The organism is Pseudoalteromonas arabiensis (assembly GCF_001550155.1).
GTDB classification, from domain to species: Bacteria; Pseudomonadota; Gammaproteobacteria; order Enterobacterales; family Alteromonadaceae; genus Pseudoalteromonas; species Pseudoalteromonas arabiensis.
In genome coordinates, this window is sequence record NZ_LRUF01000025.1 from 136,934 (window position 1) to 159,085 (window position 22,152).

Below are 22,152 nucleotides of genomic sequence, written 5' to 3' on the forward strand. Positions count from 1 at the left end.
AGCAATACTAATAGTAAGTAAAAGAAAAGGGCTCAATTGAGCCCTTGTTGCTATTCATTGACCATAACGGTTTTTATATTCACAAATTCGCGTAATCCAAAACCGCCATGCTCACGGCCATAACCGCTATCTTTTACGCCTCCGAAAGGCAGATTTGGTTGCGCCAAGCCATAGCCATTGATATTGACCATGCCTGTATCAAAGTGGTGTTTGGCAAGCTCAATAGCCTGCTTTTCATTTTTCGAGAAAATACCACCGCCTAGACCGTAGCGGGAGTCGTTTGCAATGCGCATAGCATCGTCGTTATCTTTGGCTTTGATAAGAGATGCAACAGGGCCAAACAGTTCGTCATCATACGCTGGCATGCCAGGTTTAATATTTTCAAGTAAGGTTGCAGGGTAATAAAAACCTTCACGTTCGGGGATTTCGCCTCCCACCACAGCCTCTGCACCTGCTTCAATAGACTCTTTGACTTGCTGATGTAGCTTGTCGCGTAAGTCTTCACGAGCCATTGGACCTAAATCGCTATCTTTCTCATTAGGGTCACCCACTTTTGTATTTTCAAATTGCTTTTTGATCATTGCTTTAAAATCACTATAAAGCGCATCGACAACCACAAAGCGTTTTGCAGACACACAGGTTTGCCCATTATTTATCAAACGACCTTGCGTACATGCGCTAATGGCAGTTTCAAGGTCAGCATCATCCAGTACAACGTAGGCATCGTTACTACCAAGTTCGAGGACGGTTTTCTTCACATATTTTCCTGCACGTTCAGCAACCTTTTTACCAGTGCCATCACTGCCTGTGAACGTAACGCCACGAATCGCTTTATGCTCGATTAATTCGCTGGCCGTTTTGCCATCTATTAAAAGGTTTTTAAAGCAATAGTCAGGGAAGTCAGCTTGTGCAAAGAGCTGCTCTATCTTTTCAGCCATGCCAAATACATTGCCAGCATGCTTTAATACAGTCGTATTACCCGCCATAATATTTGCACAGGCATAACGAATAACTTGGTAAAGCGGGAAGTTCCAAGGTTGAATACCCAAAATAACCCCTATTGGCTGATAGGTAACGATTGCATGGCCGCCTTGCATGTCACGTTTTTCATCCGCTAGTACTTTTGGGCCCTGTTCAGCTGTATAGCGACAGATAGCAGCGCATAGCTCAACTTCTTGTAAACCTTGCTGATAAAGCTTGCCCATTTCATCTGTCATAAGCTGTGCAATATCTTGCTTATTTGATTCGATAACACTTGCGAGCTTATTGAGATGCTCAGCCCGTTTGGTTAATGATGTTTTGCGCCAGCTCTCAAAGGCTTCATGGCATTTGTCTACTTCTGCTTGCGCCTTCTCTAAAGACAAGAGAGTATATGTTTCGAGCGCTTGCTCTGTAGTCGGATTGATTGTGGTTACAGTGTCAGTCATCATTATCTCCTTACAAAAAATGTAAAGGGGTACGTGCAAGGTGAACACCACTTTTATATTTATTTATCTGTTTGTTTTTTATAGCTAATTTTTATCTTTATTTGAATGCTCATGAGCAGGTTCTGTAAAAACTGCAAACAGATGCAAAACTTACAAGGAGAGGCAATGAAAAAATCATATTTCGATACAGAGTTGGCGATTATTCAAGCCCCTATGGCTGGAGTGCAAAATGCAAAGTTAGCAGAGGCAGTGTGTCGAGCAGGTGGGCTAGGATCTTTACCTTGTGCAATGCTATCAAAAGAGCAATTAATAAGTGAGCTTGAGTATTTAAGTAATGCCACTGACAAGCCTTATAATTTAAACTTTTTTTGCCACCATACACCAGCTTATACGAAACAGCAGCAAGCTGCTTGGCATAACTTACTTTCTCCTTACCTAGAGGAATTTCATGTTGATGTATCAGCACTTTCGACGGTGGCCTCACGTCAGCCAATTAATCAAGAGGTTATTGATGTAATAGCACCTTATAAGCCGCCTGTGATCAGCTTTCATTTTGGCTTACCTGAAGCGGCAATCATTTCGCAAATTAAAGAATGGGGTGGCACGGTGCTTTCATCAGCAACTACACTCGCAGAAGCCAAGTGGTTGGTTGCAAACGGTGCCGATGCTGTAATAGCTCAAGGACTACAAGCTGGTGGCCATCGAGGTCACTTTTTATCGATGGATTTATCATTACAGCTGACTACTCAAGAGTTGGTTGGTGCGTGTATCGAACTTGATATTCCAACAATTGCAGCGGGGGGCATTGCAACACCAGAGGATGTGAGTTTGTATCAAAAGTTAGGCGTGATTGCAGTGCAAGTGGGGAGTGCTTATTTATTGACTGAAGAGGCAACAACAAGTTCGTTACACCGCCAAGCATTAATCTCTCAGCAAGCAGGCAGTACTGCACTTACGACCTTATTCTCAGGCCGTGCAGCACGAGGGATAACGAATAGAGTGATGAAAGAGTTAGGCGCAACTCCTCAACATGTGCCTCCTTTTCCTTATGCATCTATCGCAATTACGGCATTACGAACTCATGCAGAAGCAAACAATGATAGTGGTTTTTCGCCCCTTTGGTGCGGAGAAAAATTTATTAACCGTGATGGGCTGAGCGCAGCAAAGATCACTCAGTTGCTAATGCAAGGATGGCAAGATTGACGGATACGCAGTTACTTGAACTAGGGGATAGCTACCAGCAACTTGCAGAGCAATTAAAGCAACAATTAGCGGGGAGCTATCCAACAAAACGTTATGCGCGTGATGACGTGCTTTTAAGGCAAGGAGCGCTGCAAACTCATGGCTATCTTATTTTATCGGGTGTACTCGGGGCACTCCACGCCAGTGAAAATGGTGGGCAAAAGTGCAAAGAGTTTTACTTTCAAGACGAATTTGCATTGCTTTATGGTAATTGGTTAACACACACGCCAGCTCTTTATCAGCTTAAAGTCATTCGTGACGCTAAAGTAATAAAAGTACCGCTAGCATTACTTGAGCAGCCTTTGAATCAAATGATGAAGCAGCAACTTGTTACCCAGCAGTTGTTATTCAAAGAAGCAAAAGAAGCCTTTTTATTACTCAATTCCCCACAGCAGCGTTATGAATACTTACTTGCTAAAAAGCCCCATTGGTTGGCTCAGTTGAGCCTAACAGAAGTGGCAATGTATATTGGTATTTCAGCTATTTCATTATCACGAATTCGTAAGCGTCTTAACTTAAGTTAAGGCGCGATAGAGTGCGGCGCATTACACTGCTGTTTTTTCAGGAGTCGTCATGTTTATTTTGTCGCAATGTTTGGTTGCTGTTGCTACTTTGCTCGATTTAGCCTCGTTCCAGTTTAAATCTCGGCAAATTATTTTAATGTGTTTGTTTAGCTCGGTTTTGCTAACGTCGATACATTTTTTGTTACTCAATAATTTAAGTGCATCGGCACTGATGCTGATAGCTGCTCTACGCTACGGCTACTGCATTTTTGCTCGAAAGCAGTGGGTAATGTACGGCTTTATGGCTTTAAGTGTTTTTGCAGTGCTTATTACATGGCAAAGTTGGTTCAGTTTTATTGCACTGACTGCGACTATAGTTCAAACATATGCCTCATTTCAGAGCAAAGATCTATTACTTCGTTGCTTGATGGTGTTGGGTACTCTTTGTTGGATCACGCACAACTTACTTATTTTTTCGCCTGTTGCGGTGGTCATGGAAACCGTTTTCCTGTTGAGTAATCTTCTGGGTTTATGGCGTTTTTATGTTAATCCAAGAACAGTAACGCCATAATTTAATGGGATTATTTTTATATAGTTTTAGCGATGAGTTTGAGTAGAAAAGTTTCTCGCTGAATCGACAAACCTTGCTTCTCGCTCATTGCCATTGTGGTTTCGTTGTGAGCAATTGCACTATGGAGATTTACCCATTTGGGTTGCATGCCATTTTGTATTTCGTAGTGCTCCATTTTTGGCAGAGCCAACTGCTCATCGATATCGCAATAGTAGCAGTAGGATTTAATGTGTATACACTCAAAGTCATCTTTATACCAAGGCCTTAATTCTTCATAGAGACCAAGTGGCTTTTTTATCTTAATATTTTGTGCTCCCGTTTCTTCTTGTAGTTCGCGTATTAATCCTTCTTCAATACTTTCACCTGTGTCAATTCCGCCACCAGGTAAGCTATAGTCATCATAGCGAGCTGTGTAAAGCAGGAGGATTTTTTCACCTTTTAAAACGACCGCACGGGCGGTTTCACGGGTGAACTGACTTTTGTTTTCGTCATTAATACTAGGGTGGGTAACTTTTCTTAATAGTTTCATAGTATACAGCTTGGCTTAATCTATAGAACTGCATCATACAGGGTTATAAAAGTTTAATTAAACTTACCCTAAAGTGGTACTTGTAGGGTAATATAGTTTAAAAGTATTGGTTTGTAGTTCGACGCAGGTAGTTTTCATTTTCAAATAATTGCGTAGAATGGTTGAAAAAGCTTAGGGAATTAATATGTTAAACGTACTTTTAGTTGATGATGATAGCGAGTTTAGTGAAGTTGTATGTCACATTGTAGAGTTCCTAGGTCATAATATAAACACAGCCGCAAATCTTGCAGAAGCAGAGCAGTGGTTTGAGAACAATACATTTGATCATGTCTTTTTAGACTTTATGCTACCAGATGGCAGCGGCTTACACTTGCTTGAGCACCTGAAACTAATTGGTCAATCGCCTCGTGTTACTTTAATTTCGGGTCATCCGTCAGTGAAAGGTAAGCTCGCAGAAATGTGTGAGCCAAATGTAGGGCACCTTGTAAAACCACTGCAACGTGAAGATATAGAACGGGTTTTAAATCCTAAAAAAGCCAGTGGTAAGAAAAAAGCAACACCAAGTATTAAGCGTCATTTTGGCACCCTAATTGGTGAGTCAGAGGTTATGCAAAAGCTTTATACGATGATTGAGCGGGTTGCGGCAACATCGGCTAACGTTATGCTAATGGGTGAAAGTGGGGCTGGTAAGGAAGTGGTTGCACAAGCAATTCACAACGCCACGCAGTGCGATGGTCCTTTGGTTGCGACTAACTGTGGTGCATTCTCGAAAGAACTGATTGGTAGTGAATTATTCGGTCACGAAAAAGGCGCATTTACGGGAGCTGTAGCTCGTAAAGAAGGGGTGTTTGAGCAAGCGGCAGGGGGCACGTTATTTTTAGATGAAGTAACAGAAATGCCTATTGATATGCAGCCAAACTTATTACGTGTACTTGAAAGCAAAAGAGTCACACGTGTTGGTGGTACCAAAGAGCAGGCTGTAAATTGTCGTGTTATTTCAGCAACCAATAGAACGTTAACCGACCTTGCACAAAATAACGTGATCCGCGAAGATATTTATTTTCGTTTGGCGGTTTTTCCAATTGATATTCCCCCACTGCGCGAGCGAAAAGAAGATATTCCATTGCTCGCAGAGGCATTTTTAGATCAACTAAATGACGAAAATGGAACCAGCTTTAAATGGCAAGCAAGTCAGATAAAGGTACTTGAAGGGCATGACTGGCCTGGTAATGTACGCGAATTGCGCCATGCTATCCACCGTGCATTTATTATGAGTGATCCAAAAGGAAGCACTATTACCTTGCCTGACTCACTAGAGTCACCATTTTCACGGGTAAATAAAAAAGCCGAAGCAAACAATCAAGTGCTGGCAGGGCAAACGATTGAAGAAGTTGAAAAAGAGTTGATCCATGCGACTTTAGATAAAGTACAAGGTAACAAGACAATTGCGGCCCAAATGTTAGGGATCAGCACAAAAACACTGTATAACCGTTTGAATGCTTATGGAGGCATTGGCGAATATAAATAACAAAGGAATACTATGAATAATAACGAGTCTTTACGTCAGTTGGTGCACGATGCGCGTGCTCCCTTAAACCGTATTTCGATGAATGCAGAGTTAGTTAAGCTCGTATTAGAAAATGATATGCCGAAAGATAAAGCACTTGCAGCCCTTGATAAAATAATTATTAATTGCCAGCAATGTAGCGAGCAACTACAAAAAATAAGTGACACTCATTCCGGTGAGTAAGCAGCATAGAAACTAGGAAAAAAATGCATAAGCAAAAGGGTAAAATAACAGTTAGCTGGGCAGGGTTTATCAGTGTTGTTTTGTGTATCGTTGTGGCGAATGCATTCTTAGCAATTAATAGCATACGCTCTTTGAGCGACACACAGAGTAGCCTTGATAACACAAATTCATTAAACACAGCTATTGAGCAATTACACTTGTCAGTTGTACAGGCTGAGTCTGGGCAGCGGGGCTATTTGCTGACAGACCGTGAGGACTATTTAGTACCATACACGGATGCAATGGCTACGATGCAAGCGCAAATTATGCTTGTTAAGAGCTTACACTCAGAAATACCTGGGCAGGCTGATCGTATTGCACGCCTTATCCATTTAGTAAACGACAAAGTGGCAGTTATGGCTAAAACAACCGATTTTGCCCTCGAAAATAAAGACGTGAAAGCGCGTCGGTTATTACTTACAGATAAAGGCCGTGATCTGTATAAAGCCATTCGTGCCGCGGTTAATGAAATTCAAATGCGCGAACTTAATTTTAAAATAGAAAAGTTTGCTATCCTTTCTGAGATTAAAAATGAAGCTAAGATCACTTTTGCTATCACGGCAGTGACCAGCTCTTTACTGTTAATCGGTATGTTTATTTTAGCGCGAACTAACCTGCAAAATGCTGCTAAATACCGCTTAGAATTAGAAAAACAAAATGAAAGCTTAGCCGCTAAAGTTGATGAACGTACTCAAGAACTGACGATTTATGCTGATGAGCTTAGCCGCTCTAACAGAGAGCTTGAAGAGTTTGCTTTTGTAGCCAGCCATGATTTGCAAGAGCCGCTTCGAAAAATTCAAGCATTTAGCGATCGCCTTGAGAGTATGTTTAAGAATGAACTTGGTGAAAAAGGCATTGATTATATCAGCCGAATGAAAAATGCCGCTCAGCGTATGTCTAACCTTATAAATGATTTACTTGAGTTCTCACGCGTGACTACGCGGGGTAAAGATTTCACAGACACAGACTTAAATAGCATTGTCGATGAAGTGCTGGATGATTTAGAAATCGCTATTAAAGAAGCTGGCGCTGAAGTCAATGTAATGACTCTGCCGCATATTCAGGCTGACCCAAGTCAAATGATACAGCTATTCTTAAATATTTTGTCCAATGCAGTGAAGTTTAGACGTGAAAATGTCGCCCCGCTTATTAGCATTGATTATGAGCGTATTGAAGAGTTTAGTCCGAACCACAATAGTAATGTTGAATGGGAAGTCATCACCATATCAGATAACGGTATTGGCTTTTCGGAAGAATATCTCGAAAAAATATTTGTACCATTTCAGCGATTACATGGCCGCTCGCAATACAAAGGCACAGGTATCGGCTTGTCTGTGTGTCGCCGTATTGTTGAGCGTCATGGTGGAGAAATTATAGCGAGTAGTCGCGTTGGTGAAGGGGCAACCTTCATTCTTAAATTACCCGTGGAAGCTTCGCTTTTCACATTACAAGGAGAGGCTTAGATGCCACTTAACAAAGTTAAACCTATTACCATTTTAATGGCTGATGACGATGAAGACGATCGTTTATTAACTCAAGATGCGCTTGCAGAAAGCCGCGTTCTTAATGAGTTATTTTTTGTCGAAGATGGTGTTGAATTACTTGAATACTTAGAGCGAAAGGGGAAGTTTAGTGATAAGCAGAACTCTCCTCGGCCTGGGCTTATTCTGCTTGATTTAAATATGCCGCGGATGGATGGGCGAGAGGCATTAGAAGCGATTAAATCAAACCCTAACTTAAAAGGTATTCCAGTTGTTATTTTAACTACGTCAAAGCAAGAAGAAGATATGGTTAAAGGTTACGACTTAGGCGCCGCTTCTTACATCACAAAGCCTGTGACCTTCGATGGTTTGGTCGATTTGATGAAAACACTCGGTAAGTATTGGGTTGAGTTTGTTGAATTACCCACCCCTCTAAACGACTAAAAAGGACAACAAATGTTAGATAAGGTAACCCGACTACTCTTAGTTGAAGATGATGAAGATGATTATATTCTAACTTGTGATTACTTAGAGCAATTGGGTTCCCATACATTCGATGTTGAATGGCTTAGCTGCCCTGAAGAAGCCGTTAACGTATTGAGTGAAAATAAACACGATATTTGTTTATTGGATTATAGACTTGGTGCTTCTGATGGACTTGAAGTCTTAAAAAGTGCGGTTGCTAATGGGTTCCGTGGCCCTATCATTATGCTCACGGGTCAATCGGATGACACCTTAGACTCTGCAGCACTTGATGCAGGCGCTGTTGACTACTTAGTTAAGAACGAAATGAGTTCAAGTCGGTTTGCCCGTGCAATTCGTTATGCATTAGCCAGACGGGATGTAGAAGATGAGCGTGTTGAACGTTTGAAAGCTGAAGCTGAAAATCGCTCGAAAGATCGCTTCTTAGCGCATTTAAGTCATGAGTTACGCACGCCTTTATCGTCAATATTAGGTTATACCGAACTGTTGATGCAAAGCGAAAAAAACCAGCACGCGCATAATGAACTTGGGGTCATTTACCGAAATGGTAAGCACCTATTGAGCTTACTTAATGATGTACTCGATTTATCGAAAATTGCGGCAGATAAGTTAGAGCTCAACTGCTGTGATGTAAACCTCGATAGCTTAATGGCTGACGTATATACTTTAATGCGAGTGTCAGCTGTAGATAAGGGCTTATCGCTTAGGTTTGAGTCACAACAGGCACTGCCTTTAATTATTAATTCTGATGCTACTCGTCTTCGCCAAATCCTCATTAATATTATTAATAATGCAATTAAGTTCACTAACCAAGGTGAGATCGTTGTGCGTGCATGGACTGCATGGGTTAATGAGCGCGAAATGCTGTTCTTCAGTATCAAAGATACAGGGCTTGGCATTGCACCCGAAAAGCAGGCTCTGATTTTTAAGCCATTCGAACAAATTGCTGATGTTGAATCACGTGATGTTGGTGGTGCAGGACTAGGCCTTGCTATTTGCTCTGAATTGCTCACACGTATGCAAGGTTCAATAGAGCTTGAGTCCACTCAAGGGGTCGGCTCTGAATTTACTTTATCTATTTATCCTGGCAACATTCGTGATGTTGAGCGTCAATTGCTGACGTTTGATTCTAACCCCGACTGCCATCAAAAGTTAACAACACTTTCAACCAGTGGGCGCGTACTTGTCGTCGATGACCTTAAAGATTTGCGTATTTTGGTAGGACACATGATCGCAAGCACTGGGGCTGATGTTGAATACGCTGAAAATGGTAAACATGCGATTGAAAAGGTTGCTGCTGCTGAACAAGCTGGTAAAGCTTTCGATATTATATTTATCGACCTTCACATGCCTGTTATGGGTGGTAAAGAGGCGACAATTGAGCTTCGTAAAATGGGGTATAAAGAACCAATTATTGCACTGACAGCTGCAACCATGAAAGGGGTTAAAAGTGAGCTGTCGGCGCTTGGTTTTAATGACATGATCGCCAAGCCAGTGGATTCAGGGCTGCTTTATCAGGTGCTGAATCATTATATTTGCCAAGGTAAAACAGAGCCTGTCATTGAGCATGATGACAGTCCGGCGATGACTCAAAAAAGTACCCGTTATTTATTAGTTGAAGATGACACAGATGCAGCGCAAATCACTCAGCTTTTATTAGAAAGCCTTGGGGTTGAAACGGTAATCGCTGCCAGCTGTGAAGCGTGTTTAAATACGCTAAGTGAAGACGCTGAGTTTGATAAAGTGCTGCTTGATATGCACCTGCCTGACGGCAGCGGTTTGGATTTAGCAAAACAGCTCAAACAACTATACCCCAACTTAACCTTAGTTATTGTCAGTGGGGCAGAACCTGAGCCAGAGAAAATAGAACCGCTAGATATTGAACAAGTTCTGTTAAAGCCAATTAACCTAGGTCTACTGACAGATCTTATTGAGGGCAGTGCCTAATTGATTGTCGAGCAACAAGGCTTGGCTCAAACATAGTTTGCAGAGGCTCAGTTTGCTTTTGATAAACGTGCTTAAGAATCCAGTTTGCAGCCATTTGCCCCATCTCATTGATTGGATAGTTAATTGTACTTAGGGGCGGATAAATGTGGCGAGTAAAAAATACATTATCATAGCCCATCACTGATAGCTGCTCTGGAAGCGCTAAGCCAAGTTCTCTGGCGCTGGCGATGGCGCCAGTCGCCATTTCATCATTGGCACAAATAACTGCACTAAATGACAACCCTTGTTGATAGATTGTTTTTAATCCCTCAAAGCCACTGGTTTCCATAAAGTCACCTTGATAAAGCAGTTGTTCATTAAATGATAAATTAAATTCAGCAAGTGCTTGTTTGTGACCAGCTAGACGATCTTGAGCATCTTTTTTCCAAAGTGGGCCACTGATATAGGCTATGTTCTTGTGGCCTTGTTCTAAAACATGTTTGGCTGCGAGATAGCCACCTTTGATGTTATTTAAAATAATACAACGGTCGCTTAATTCTGGAATAAAACGGTTAATGAGCACAAATGGTACACGGCCCTTACTCAGCTTGATTAAGTAATCGTCGCTGACAGCTTCAACATGCAAAATAAGGCCATCACAGTTACGGCTTATTAGGAATTCAATGCCTTGCTGTTCTCGCTCTTCGTCGCTGTGGCCGGCAGCAATGATTACATGTTTACCTTGGTTTCTAAAAATATTCTCAATACCACTCATCATAGGGCCATAAAACGGGCCTTGTAATTCAGAAACAAGTAGACCTACACTGTTCGAGCAATTCGACGCTAATGACTGCGCAATAGAGTTTGGTCTATAGCCAAGCTCACTCATTGCCGCAGTGACTTTTTTACGAGTAGCATCACTGACATTCGCATTGTTATTCATTACTCGCGAAACAGTTGCCAAAGACACTCCAGCTAGTTTCGACACCTCGTAAATGGTGGCCATATTATTCCTTTGTAAAACCCAATTATGGATGACGTTTTAATGATAAGTCGGCACTGATTTGCTCAACGGTTTGATTATCAAGAATATACCTCTTCATGATTAAAGCGACAAGCACGCTGCCAATTGCTGGATAAAGCGTAAATGAAATTAAAATGCCTGACAGCGTATGTTCACTGAGCTCTGTATTCGCTTCGTAACCGTAAAATGCGAGTAACCAACCAGCGATAGCACCACCAAGGGCAAGACCGAGCTTAATAAAAAATACTACGCTCGCGTAGACAAGCCCTGTTAGTCGTTCGCCGGTTTTCCACTGGCCATAATCAATCGTGTCGGCCATTTTCGCCCACAGTAGTGGTGTTGCCATTTGTGTGAAAAAACACCATAAAAAGTACACAATAAAAGCAAGAATCAGTTGTTCGCTTGGTAACCAAAATGCCACACAGCTAATTGCCGCAGAGATATATTGCAAAAAAATATAAGCAGTTTTCTTATCAACGCGTTTACTTAACGGGTTTGCACACGCACAGCCTAGAATATTACCTATCATACCGAGAGTGACAAAGTAAGTGACCAGCTCTGCTTCACCAAGTACGTATTTTACATAGTAAATTGCAAGCGTTGTGCGCAATACCATACTAGTTAACAGCATAAGTGCAGCTAAGCACAGCACCTTAAATGGGCCATTTTGCCAAAGCGTGTCGATGCGGTTTTTCCAACTCAATGATGAGCTGTTATGGGTTGTAACGCGCTCTTTAGTGAAGCGAAAACAAATCAAGAATAAGATGACGCCTAAGCCACTCATCAAGGCCATAGTGAGTTGATAGCCTGTGGCGTTATCACCTTTTCCTAACCAGTTTACTAACGGTAAGGTACAGGCACTAACTATTAGGCCGCCCAGCATGCCGAACACAAAACGATAAGATTGAATCGATACGCGCTCTTTAGGATCGCCACTTAACACTCCCCCCAATGCTGAATATGGAATATTAATGGCGGTGTAAACCAGCATTAGCAAAGTATAAGTGATAAAGGCGTAAATTACTTTACCAGATTCAGGTAACTCTGGCGTGGTGAAGGTGATCATACTGATCACCCCAAATGGTAGGGCTAGCCAGAGTAAATATGGGCGATAACTTCCCCATTTAGTCCGTGTTGCATCGGTTAATGCGCCCATTAATGGGTCGGTAATTGCATCAACAATCCTCACCACCAAAAACAAGGTGCCGACAATAGCAGGTGAAATGCCAAAGATATCCGTATAGAAAAAAGTTAAAAATAACATCACTGTTTGAAAGATAATGTTACTTGCGGTATCACCTAATCCGTAGGCTACTTTCTCTTTTGTTGTCAGCATGTGTGTTCTCGTTTATTGTTATTTTTTTCGCTGTTTTAGCAGCGCACGGTATTGTTTTGCGCTTTCTTTTAAAATGCGCTGCTGGCTTTGGTAATCAATGTAAACTAATCCAAAGCGTTTTTCATAGCCATATGCCCATTCAAAGTTGTCCATTAAACTCCACGCAAAGTAGCCTTGAATGTCGACGCATTGTCGAATGGCATCACAGACCGCATTTAAGTGGGTGTGATAATAATCAACGCGTTCAATGTCTTTAACTTCACCGTTTTCTAGGGTATCGGCCATGGCTGCGCCGTTTTCAGTGATATACAGCTTTGGCAAATCATATTGCTGATCTAGTGATACAAGCAATTCAGTTAAACCTTGTGGGTAAACTTCCCAGCCCATATCGGTAACATGAACATCCGTTAGGCATGCTTCTTCAAACCAACCATCAGCGGTATGTTTGTAGTGTATGCGGGTATAGTAGTTAACACCAATAAAGTCGACGGCTTGACTAATAATGGTCATATCGTCAGCAAGGATAGTCGGTTTAACCTTTGCAGCCAACTCATCAAATAAAGAAGGGTATGTGCCTTCTAAAATCGCTTTGATATACCATTGGTTATGGTATTGATCGGCAAGTTCTGCGGCTTTTTTATCATCCGCAGTTAAAGGGTAAGCAGGGCTGAAGTTTAACACGATACCTGCTTCTGTTTCTGGGCAGTTTTTACGTAATACTTGCATGGCAAGGCCATGGGCAAGTAGTAAATGGTGAGCCGCCTGTCGGCCTGCTTGTTGCGATTTTATCCCCGGTGCATGCACACCCACCTCATAACCTAAGTAGGCACTACAGAAGGGCTCATTCAAGGTTGCAAAGGAGTCGACTAAGTGGCCAAGATGTTGAGTAACAAGTTCGGCATATTCTTTGAATTTATAGGCTGTATCACGATTTAACCAACCTCCGTTATCTTCAAGGTATTGTGGTAAATCCCAGTGGTATAGGGTGACGTAGGTTTTAATATTACGCGCTTTTAACGCCGTTAATAACTGAACATAAAACGCCATACCTTGTTTGTTTATCGTGCCATCTTGATTCATGACCCGTGGCCAAGAAATTGATAAACGGTAAGCATCTACGGCTAAGTCAGCAATCATGTCTACATCTTGTTGCCAACGCGCAACATGGTCACATGCGACATCGCCATGACTTTGATCGGCAATTGCATCAGGCTTTTCACAAAACGTATCCCAGATACAATCGAGACGCTGTTCACGTGCGCCTTCAATTTGAAACGACGCAGTCGCAACACCAAAAGTAAATTCAGGTTTGAGTAAAAATGAGTCAGGCAAAAGAGAAATTGATTTATACACAGTTATGAGTCGTCCTTCGCATTGTTTTTGTAAGACAAACCAAAATGCAGAGTTACAATTTGTGAAAGCGCTTACAATTTTATTGCAAATAAATTGCTATATATGATTAATATGTTATAAATGTAAGCGCTTACATTTTATGTTGCAATAGTTTTTTGCTTTTTTATTCTTCATTACTTAGCACTATAACTAATGTAACAAACTGAAAAATATAAATAACTAGAGAATAAAATTATGGCCCATGTTTCAACGCCTGTTTCAGGTAACGCGAGTCAAGGGGCAATGCCAAAGCAACACTTTGCACTGGCATCCTTGACCACATTATTTTTTATGTGGGGGTTTATCACTTGTTTGAATGACATTTTGATCCCTTACCTAAAAGGAATGTTTTCGCTTAATTATACGCAAGCCATGCTTATACAGTTTTGCTTTTTTGGTGCGTATTTTGTGATGTCGATCCCTGCTGGCAAGTTGGTAAGTCGTATTGGTTATCAGTTTGGTATTGTCGTTGGGTTAGTGGTAGCAGCAATCGGTTGTGCGCTGTTTTATCCCGCCGCTGTTGCCCATGTGTACGAATTATTTTTACTGGCTTTGTTTGTACTAGCCTCTGGTATCACTATTTTACAAGTATCAGCAAATCCCTATGTGAGTGTACTTGGCCCGCAAAAAACAGCCTCGTCACGTTTGACTATGACACAAGCATTTAACTCATTAGGCACCACAGTCGCGCCGATTTTTGGCGGTTGGTTAATTTTAACTGAAGTAAGTCAAGCCACTGCGGAGCAAGTAAAATTTCCCTATTTAATGTTATCTGCCAGCTTATTAGTACTTGCTGTAATTTTTGCATTTCTAAAGCTGCCTAAATTAGGTAAAGAAAGCGATAGTGAAGCAGCACAACAAGATTTAGAAGACTTTGTTGATTTAGGTAGTGTTTGGCGTTATCGCCACCTGATTTTAGGTGCCATCGGTATCTTTGTATATGTGGGCGCAGAAGTGGCGATTGGTAGCTTTTTGGTGGGCTTTCTGACCTTAGATAACATTGCTGGCCTCGCAGAAAAAGAAGCGGCTCATTATATTAGTTATTACTTCGCAGGTGCCATGGTGGGTCGCTTTATTGGAGCTGCTGTGATGCAAAAATTTAATGCAGGTAAGGTGTTGGCATGTCATGGCTTACTTGCCGTACTACTTGTTGCAATTGCTATGACAGGTGAGGGGAGCCTTGCTATGTGGGCTATTTTACTGGTTGGCTTATGTAACTCGATTATGTTCCCAACAATTTTCAGCCTAGCATTACATGGCCTTGGCAAATACACCTCAAAAGGCTCAGGTATTTTATGCTTAGCAATTGTGGGGGGGGCAATTATTCCATTATTGCAAGGCGTATTAGCCGATTCTGTTGGCGTGCAAATGGCGTTGTTTTTACCTATCGCCTGTTACTTATATATAACTTACTTTGCGTTAGTTGGCTCAAAAGTATCAACTCAGACTTCATAGGTGCAAAAATGAAATTGAAAGAAACAGTCACTCTTTGTTCGTTAGTGATGGCAAGCGTCAGCATGCTAGGTTGTACTGGGCAAGACAAGGTGGCAAACGTGAGCACTGAGCAAGAAATTTGGCCAAATATCGAAACAGGCATTGCTGCAAACCCAGAGATGGAAGCAAAAATAGCAAAAATGCTGGCAAATATGACCCTTGAGCAAAAAATTGCGCAAATGATCCAGCCAGAAATTCGTGATATTAGCGTTGAAGATATGCGTAAATACGGTTTTGGCTCTTACCTCAATGGCGGTGGTGCATTCCCAAATAATGATAAACACGCCAGTGCCGCAGATTGGATTGAGCTTGCTGAAAAAATGTACCAAGCCTCAATTGATGACTCCCTTGATGGCAGCTCAATCCCGACTATGTGGGGCACCGATGCCGTGCATGGCCACAACAACGTGATTGGTGCGACGTTATTCCCGCATAACATTGGTTTGGGTGCAACAAACAACCCTGAGTTAATTGAAAAAATTGCAGCCGCTACCGCGCAAGAAGTAATGGTAACAGGTATTGACTGGGTGTTCGCACCAACAGTCGCAGTTGTTCGTGACGACCGTTGGGGTCGTACTTATGAAGGCTATTCTGAAGACCCTGAAATTGTGAAAGCATACTCAGCAGCCATTGTTAAAGGCTTGCAAGGTGCGGTTGATGATGACTTCTTATCAGATAAGCGTGTGATCAGTACGGTTAAACACTTTTTAGGTGATGGCGGTACCGAAGGCGGTGATGACCAAGGCAATAACACGGCATCTGAGCAAGAATTATTTGATATTCATGCGCAAGGTTATGTTGGCGGTTTAGGTGCGGGTGCACAAACCGTAATGGCGTCATTCAACAGCTGGAATGGTGAAAAAATTCACGGTAGTAAATACTTACTTACCGACGTACTAAAAGGCAAAATGGGTTTTGATGGTTTTGTTGTTGGTGACTGGAACGGCCACGGTCAAATTCCGAGTTGTACTAATGGCAACTGTGCGCAAGCAGCAAATGCCGGTCTTGATGTGTACATGGTACCGACAGATGCATGGAAACCACTTTACGAAAACCTTATCAAGCAAGTTAAAAGTGGCGAAATTGCACAAAGCCGCATCGATGATGCAGTAACGCGTATCTTACGTGTAAAAATGCGCGCAGGTTTGTTTGATAAGCCAAGCCCTGCTAAGCGTCCGCTTTCTGGTAAAACAGAGATCATTGGCAGTGCAGAACATCGTGCAGTTGCAAAACAAGCGGTCCGTGAATCACTGGTTCTTCTGAAAAATAAACAGCAGTTGCTACCGCTATCAGCAAATGCAAATGTATTAGTTGCCGGTCAAGGCGCAGATAACATTGGCATGCAGTCAGGTGGTTGGACAATCACATGGCAGGGTACAGGTAATGAGAATAGCGACTTCCCAGGCGGGACTTCTATTTTGGATGGGATCAAACAAACGGTTGAGCATGCGGGCGGGCAAGTTAGTTATGACTTAAACGGTGAGTTTGATTCCCGTCCAGATGTTGCCATTGTGGTGTTTGGCGAGCAACCATACGCAGAAGGCAATGGTGATTTAGATAACCTTGAATACCAACGCGGTAATAAAACTGATTTAGCCCTGCTTAAAAAGCTAAAAGATGCCGGCATTCCTGTGGTGTCGCTATTTATTAGTGGTCGTCCAATGTGGGTGAATGCTGAGCTTAATGCCAGCGATGCATTTGTCGCAACTTGGTTACCTGGGAGTGAAGGTGATGCAATCAGCGATGTTATTTTTAAAAAACAAGATGGCACTATTAATCATGACTTTAAAGGTAAGTTATCGTTCTCATGGCCAAATAACCCGGTAGGTAACGAAAACCGTGGCGATAAAGATTACGCGCCACTATTGCCTTATGGCTTTGGCTTAACGTATCAAGATAAAAATACATTAGCGGATGACCTAAGCGAAAAATCACAAGTTTCTGCTAAATTAGAAGACTTAGTATTATTTGAACGTGCCGTAAAAGCACCGTGGTCACTGCAACTACAAAGTGGCTCTGAGCGACAAGCCATGACCAGTAGTCGTGCAGCACTTAACGCTGTTAGCGTAAAAACTTTTGATAAAGACGTACAAGAAGATGCGCGCGCAATCAGCTTTAATGGTAAAGAAGCGGCTGCGGTTCGTTTAATGGCGGCGTTCCCATCGGATTTACGTTCATACGTTGAAAAAGCGGGTCAACTGCAAATGCAAATTAAGGTAGACCAAGCTGCTGATGCGCCGCTAATGCTAGGTATGCAATGTGGTGAAAACTGTAGCGGTCAATTTGATATTAGCAAACACCTTAAAGCAGCACATGATTGGCAAACGCTAACTGTAGATTTGAGCTGCTTTGCTGAGCAAGGTGTGCAGCTTGGGCAAGTATTCTCGCCTTGGCAATTAGCCACTGAAGGTGCATGGCAAGTCTCAATTGCTAAACTATCAGTAACGAGCGCACACACTGAGGATGCAACGCTCTCATGTCAGTAAAATCGTATGCTGTTATTTTGCTAACAGGTGCGCTTAGTGCCTGTCAGCAAACCCCTGCGCCTGTTAAAGCCAGCCTAGGAGAAGGCTGGCAGTTAGTTTGGCAAGATGAATTTTCGCAAAATGATCTCGACCTAACTAAGTGGCAACACGAAGTAAATTGTCGAGGTGGCGGTAATGATGAGCAGCAATGTTATACCGCGCGTAGCGAAAACAGTTTTGTTAAAGATGGCATATTGCATATTGTTGCTCGCCAAGAGCAATACACTGGGCCTTTACATAATAGCGATGAAGTGAGCAGCGATGCTGAGCGAGAAAAACAAGCAACTCAGCCGTTTACTTCTGCACGCTTACGCACAAAAAACTTAGCAGATTGGCGATACGGCCGGTTTGAAATTCGCGCTAAATTGCCAGCAGGGCAAGGTGCGTGGCCAGCAATTTGGATGTTACCGACAGACTGGCATTATGGTCGCTGGGCATCATCAGGCGAAATAGACATCATGGAAGCAGTTAATTTAAAGACGCTTACTGATGACAAAACAGCGCCAGCAGGCAGCCTTGAGACACGCGTACACGGCACCTTGCATTACGGTGGTCCTGCACCCAAAAATGTTTACAGTGGTACGCCGTACCGCTTCAGTGAAGCAGATAACCCAGCTGATAACTTTCATGTTTATGCCCTTGAATGGCAGCAAGATGAAATTCGTTGGTATGTTGATGATGTTCACTATGCAACGTTTCGTCACGACCAGTGGTATTCAACATCACAACAACAAGACGGCTCGTTTATAGAAAATACCGGCTTTGCTCCGTTTGATCAGCGTTTTCATTTACTTCTTAACTTTGCAGTAGGCGGAAACTGGCCAGCCAATGTGAATGACAAAGGCGTTGATTCTACAGGTTACCCTAAGCAAATGCTGGTGGATTACGTACGTGTTTTTCAATGTAGTAAAAATAGTGAAACAGGTATTGGCTGCGCAACAACACAGCCATCAGCAGTACAAATAAAGGGTAATACCATTGCGCAATAACAGAGCACTTAATTAAGCGGATTGGTATAAGTGAATTATGAACCAAGAGCCTGCAGATGCTTCGCCGAACTCGTTGCATCCGCTGGCTTTTGGTTCATTCTATCGGTTGAGCTTTTGTAGTAATAGCTGTCTTATTCTTCTGGCCGTTAGTTCGTCGATATCCGCTAATATCCCTTGCGCAGGCTCAGCAACGTGGCTTGCTAAATCCACACCATCAGCAAACACATAATGATTAAATAGTTGCTGCCATTTCTGCTTATGCTCGTTTGGTAAGTCTTTAATTGCCAGCATACTGTGCAGCATGGCATCAAATGGATTTGCTAAATACTCTGGGGCTTGTCGCCACCAATAGTTTACTAATACATTAAACGGACTGGTTGCGCTCACCTGATGCCACCAAAGTGCTGGAATATAAATAGCATCGCCAGGGCCAAGGGTGGCTGATTGCGCCTTTGCTACAGCCTCTTTAAAGCGCGGAAAGCGGCTGAAATCAGGATTATTAAAATCAACCAAGCTAATCGCTTGCCCAGCGGGTGTAAATTCGAGTGGGCCAACGTAAAGGTTATTGACCTGATCAGTTGGCAATAGAGTAAACGTACGCTCACCCGCAGCAACACAGGCTAGGTTATCAGCATTGTCATAGTGAGCCGCAATCTGGCTATGATTTCCCACCCAGAGACTTGTTAGGCAGTTATAATCGGTCACTGTTAATGGGTTCTTAAGGCTAAAGCTAGGAGCACAATACTCCACAGCAGTAGAGCCCATATATAGAGAATCACAGTCGGTTTGCGACAGTTTTAGTGCTAGTTTTTGTAGCACAGAAAGTAGATTATCGGCCTGCTGTGAAAAATTAAGCCCCGAGAAATCAGTGTTATAAAAATAACGACCTTGATGAATAGCGTCGCTGCTAAAACTACGTACTGGGGCGTGATTGGCAAGGCCTAAAAGGTAGTCCAAGGCGTTTTTAGAGCCTTGTTTAGCCGCGATGACTTGTGGCCAATCAGCACAGAGATCTCTTATTACCAGTGGCTCAGTTTGCTCAGCTAAAAACAGTTTAAGATCAGCAATGCTGGAAGCATGGCATTCTTTTATTGGCGCAGCCACAAACATTACTGCTTAGCCCACTTTTTATCAAGCAAATGAGGAATTTGCTCCATTGATGCCAGCACCATATAAATAGCCTGCAAGTCACCTTGTTGTTGTAACTGCTTGAGTTGTTCTGCAGTTAAGTTATTTAGTGCCTGCTGGTTAATGGTATAGAAACCAGTTACAGTGACCTTTTCACCATTTTTTTGAGCATATTCAATGCTAAACGCTTCGAGTAAATCAACGCTTAGTAAACGTTCAAAAAACTGATTAATTGTTTGGTGTTCTTGATGTAACGCGTTAAGTACTTGAGCAATATGATTTAAGTAATCGCTATTCCCACCATGTTCAAGGAAAATGGCTTCACCATCGCGTGTGCTTATACGTGGGCTGTCTAAATCAATATGTACCACCAGTGATTGCTCAGGAATGCCATTGTTATACTGGGTTTGTTGACCAATTAAAAATGGCTGGCGCTGCATACTCAGTGGTAAGTAACTCAGTTGTAATTCGGCTTGTTCGTTAAGCAACAAGTTCTCGCCATTTTCAAAACCAAATAAAGCGAGGGCTTCAAATTGGCCTGTTTGCGGGTGCTTACGAAATACGATGGGTTGATTTGCTTGAACTTTAGCAAACTCGCTTGGGAATACGGTAGCACAGCTAATATTATCGCCCCAGTTAGCACCGCGTGTAGTGATCACTTTTAGGTCTTTATGGCTGATGTTATCAAGTAATACATGATTGGCCATTGGGCCTCCTAATGCTGAGATTAAATAGGTTGAATGCCAAATTGCTGAATATGATTTAACAGCTCGCGGTTCGTTGGTAGTTGTTGTAATCCGCGTTTGGCTTGTTGTTGGTTAGCACTAAAGTGTTCAACAATCGCTGAAGGCATTGTTAGAGCTGGAAATTGCGGTAGTTGTTTCATGCCATAAAGTACATACTGGTAACTAGCCGCAGAGAAAACTTCTTGAGCGCGGTCAAAGTCGTTTAGCCATGGACTTTGATATTGCCACAGTGCTAAATTTTCTTGTAACTGCTCTGGGATTGAGTTTGCTTCTTTATGGGCTTGCCAATAGGGGCTAGTGCGTTTTGACAACACGTAATGCAGCTTTAAAAATTCAATAATACGCTGCCAGCGATAATGGCACTGCTCATCAAAACGCTTGGCTAGTGTCGGCATTGCAGCACGATGTGTTGGGAAATTAGCAAGTAAGTTATTCAGGCCAAGCTCCACCATGACTAACGCTGAGGCTTCAAGTGGCTCAATAAAGCCTGCAGACATACCAATAGCTAAACAGTTTTTATACCAAAAACGGCGTCTAAAGCCCGGGGTAAAGCTGATTTCACGAAAGGTTAGTTCACTTTGGTTTGTATCGGGTTGGGATTTTGCAATGTATTGGCTAAGCGCTTGTTTAGCATCTTCACTGCTGGCAAAGCGGCTTGAGTATACCATACCCAGACCATGGCGGCTTTGTAAGCCGATATCCCAAATCCAACCAGCATCTTGCGCAGTGGCTTTGGTATAAGACAGGATCTCTTGCTGCGGGTTTAAATAAGGCACCTGTACGGCCACAGCACGATCGTTAAATAGTACATCTTGTTGCTCGATTAGTTCGATACCGTAATGTTGATGTAACAGCTTTGCGTGGGTGCCTGAGCAATCAATAAATAAATCACCCGTAATAGCGCCATGATCGCGGGTTTGCAATGAACTAATATAGCCATCTTCATCACTATTAATGCGTTCAACATGACTGACAATATGCTCAACGTTTAGTTTTGTTGTGCAGTGCTGTTGTAGCAGCATGGCAAACTTACCGGCATCTAAATGATAGCCATAGTTTGCTTCACCTTGATAGGCGCTATGTAAGTGGTTTTTCGGTGCTTTATGGTGATCGCACAAGTAGGTTTGGCTTGCCACTGCGTGGCTGAAACTCACCGCATCTTTGTTAGCAAACCAGTAAGGTGCAATATTTAATTGCTGATACGCAACAGGTAAGCTGAACGGGTGGTAATAATGTGTGTTACCTTCATCTTCGCACCAGCCATCAAAGCGTGAACCTTGTTTAAAAGACGCATCACAGCGTTGAATAAATTCACTTTCGCTAATGCCGATGGTTTTTAAGGTTTGTCGCATAGTCGGCCAAGTACCTTCACCGACACCAATGGTGGCAATATCTGGCGACTCAATCAGGGTGATCTGTGCGTTGTGAGTTAAATGGGGTTGGGCAGCAATTAACCCTGCAGATAACCAACCTGCAGTACCACCACCTAAAATGACGACTTTTTTTACTTCTTTGTGTTGCATATTCAAGGCTACCTCAAATGCTATATAGACAAACTAGCATAATT

19 protein-coding genes are annotated in these 22,152 nt (G+C 42.5%); 11 read left to right on the plus strand and 8 right to left on the minus strand.

Features of this window, described 5'->3' with window-relative positions:
• Positions 1-50: 50 nt before the first annotated feature.
• Positions 51-1,427 carry an NAD-dependent succinate-semialdehyde dehydrogenase gene (locus PAARA_RS16830; RefSeq protein WP_062570156.1) on the minus strand — a complete coding sequence of 459 codons (1,377 nt, stop codon included), beginning with the start codon at positions 1,425-1,427 and terminating at the stop codon, positions 51-53.
• A gap of 165 nt (positions 1,428-1,592) precedes the next feature.
• Here PAARA_RS16830 and PAARA_RS16835 point away from each other — a divergent pair, with 165 nt between their 5' ends.
• From PAARA_RS16835 to PAARA_RS16845, 3 genes are read left to right on the plus strand one after another with little or no spacing between them, the layout of a single operon-like run.
• The gene (locus PAARA_RS16835) at positions 1,593-2,630 is read left to right on the plus strand and encodes an NAD(P)H-dependent flavin oxidoreductase (RefSeq protein WP_062570157.1); all 1,038 of its coding nucleotides are present in this window, start codon (positions 1,593-1,595) and stop codon (positions 2,628-2,630) included.
• Entirely contained in the window at positions 2,618-3,193 is a 576-nt protein-coding gene (locus PAARA_RS16840; RefSeq protein WP_237114848.1) for a Crp/Fnr family transcriptional regulator, read from the plus strand. Before PAARA_RS16835 ends, PAARA_RS16840 begins: the two co-directional genes overlap by 13 nt.
• A 49-nt stretch (positions 3,194-3,242) precedes the next feature.
• The gene (locus PAARA_RS16845) at positions 3,243-3,743 is read left to right on the plus strand and encodes a YgjV family protein (RefSeq protein WP_062570159.1); all 501 of its coding nucleotides are present in this window, start codon (positions 3,243-3,245) and stop codon (positions 3,741-3,743) included.
• A 16-nt stretch (positions 3,744-3,759) separates the two neighbouring features.
• Here PAARA_RS16845 and PAARA_RS16850 read toward each other — a convergent pair whose 3' ends face one another.
• Positions 3,760-4,272, minus strand: a complete 513-nt coding sequence (locus tag PAARA_RS16850; protein ID WP_062570160.1) for an NUDIX hydrolase — start codon at positions 4,270-4,272, stop codon at positions 3,760-3,762.
• Between the two features lie 184 nt (positions 4,273-4,456).
• Between PAARA_RS16850 and PAARA_RS16855 the strand changes: the two genes are divergently transcribed.
• Genes PAARA_RS16855 through PAARA_RS16875 form a run of 5 tightly spaced genes read left to right on the plus strand, consistent with a single transcriptional unit; the run spans position 4,457 to position 9,972 of the window.
• Positions 4,457-5,800, plus strand: a complete 1,344-nt coding sequence (locus tag PAARA_RS16855; RefSeq protein ID WP_062570161.1) for a sigma-54-dependent transcriptional regulator — start codon at positions 4,457-4,459, stop codon at positions 5,798-5,800.
• A gap of 12 nt (positions 5,801-5,812) precedes the next feature.
• On the plus strand, positions 5,813-6,022 hold the full coding sequence (locus tag PAARA_RS16860; protein ID WP_062570162.1) for a hypothetical protein: 210 nt from the start codon (positions 5,813-5,815) through the stop codon (positions 6,020-6,022).
• A gap of 23 nt (positions 6,023-6,045) precedes the next feature.
• The gene (locus PAARA_RS16865) at positions 6,046-7,524 is read left to right on the plus strand and encodes a sensor histidine kinase (RefSeq protein ID WP_062570163.1); all 1,479 of its coding nucleotides are present in this window, start codon (positions 6,046-6,048) and stop codon (positions 7,522-7,524) included.
• Positions 7,525-7,986, plus strand: coding sequence for a response regulator (locus PAARA_RS16870; protein WP_062570164.1), 462 nt, complete (start codon positions 7,525-7,527; stop codon positions 7,984-7,986).
• 12 nt (positions 7,987-7,998) lie between these two features.
• Positions 7,999-9,972: a response regulator gene (locus tag PAARA_RS16875; protein WP_062570165.1), complete on the plus strand. Its 1,974-nt coding sequence runs from the start codon at positions 7,999-8,001 to the stop codon at positions 9,970-9,972.
• Here PAARA_RS16875 and PAARA_RS16880 read toward each other — a convergent pair.
• From PAARA_RS16880 to PAARA_RS16890, 3 genes are read right to left on the minus strand one after another with little or no spacing between them, the layout of a single operon-like run.
• The gene (locus PAARA_RS16880) at positions 9,953-10,957 is read right to left on the minus strand and encodes a LacI family DNA-binding transcriptional regulator (RefSeq protein ID WP_062570166.1); all 1,005 of its coding nucleotides are present in this window, start codon (positions 10,955-10,957) and stop codon (positions 9,953-9,955) included. The genes PAARA_RS16875 and PAARA_RS16880 overlap by 20 nt on opposite strands.
• Positions 10,958-10,979: 22 nt before the next feature.
• Positions 10,980-12,311 carry a glycoside-pentoside-hexuronide (GPH):cation symporter gene (locus PAARA_RS16885; protein WP_062570167.1) on the minus strand — a complete coding sequence of 444 codons (1,332 nt, stop codon included), beginning with the start codon at positions 12,309-12,311 and terminating at the stop codon, positions 10,980-10,982.
• Positions 12,312-12,329: 18 nt separating this feature from the next.
• Complete coding sequence (locus PAARA_RS16890) at positions 12,330-13,664, minus strand: GH1 family beta-glucosidase (RefSeq protein ID WP_062570168.1); 1,335 nt, start codon at positions 13,662-13,664, stop codon at positions 12,330-12,332.
• Positions 13,665-13,898: 234 nt separating this feature from the next.
• Between PAARA_RS16890 and PAARA_RS16895 the strand changes: the two genes are divergently transcribed.
• The 3 genes from PAARA_RS16895 to PAARA_RS16905 all read left to right on the plus strand — a co-directional run bounded on the left by PAARA_RS16895 (position 13,899) and on the right by PAARA_RS16905 (position 18,711).
• Positions 13,899-15,158 (plus strand): sugar MFS transporter, encoded by a 1,260-nt coding sequence (locus PAARA_RS16895; RefSeq protein ID WP_062570169.1) that lies wholly within the window; start codon positions 13,899-13,901, stop codon positions 15,156-15,158.
• Positions 15,159-15,220: 62 nt separating this feature from the next.
• Positions 15,221-17,683: a glycoside hydrolase family 3 protein gene (locus PAARA_RS16900; RefSeq protein ID WP_420806960.1), complete on the plus strand. Its 2,463-nt coding sequence runs from the start codon at positions 15,221-15,223 to the stop codon at positions 17,681-17,683.
• On the plus strand, positions 17,674-18,711 hold the full coding sequence (locus PAARA_RS16905) for a glycoside hydrolase family 16 protein (protein WP_062570171.1): 1,038 nt from the start codon (positions 17,674-17,676) through the stop codon (positions 18,709-18,711). The genes PAARA_RS16900 and PAARA_RS16905 overlap by 10 nt, the downstream gene beginning before the upstream one ends.
• A gap of 99 nt (positions 18,712-18,810) precedes the next feature.
• Here PAARA_RS16905 and PAARA_RS16910 read toward each other — a convergent pair whose 3' ends face one another.
• Genes PAARA_RS16910 through PAARA_RS16920 form a run of 3 tightly spaced genes read right to left on the minus strand, consistent with a single transcriptional unit; the run spans position 18,811 to position 22,108 of the window.
• Positions 18,811-19,815: a cupin-like domain-containing protein gene (locus PAARA_RS16910; protein WP_167346351.1), complete on the minus strand. Its 1,005-nt coding sequence runs from the start codon at positions 19,813-19,815 to the stop codon at positions 18,811-18,813.
• A gap of 5 nt (positions 19,816-19,820) precedes the next feature.
• Positions 19,821-20,546 (minus strand): SapC family protein, encoded by a 726-nt coding sequence (locus PAARA_RS16915; RefSeq protein WP_062570173.1) that lies wholly within the window; start codon positions 20,544-20,546, stop codon positions 19,821-19,823.
• A 20-nt stretch (positions 20,547-20,566) separates the two neighbouring features.
• Complete coding sequence (locus PAARA_RS16920) at positions 20,567-22,108, minus strand: tryptophan halogenase family protein (RefSeq protein WP_062570174.1); 1,542 nt, start codon at positions 22,106-22,108, stop codon at positions 20,567-20,569.
• Positions 22,109-22,152 lie beyond the last annotated feature (44 nt).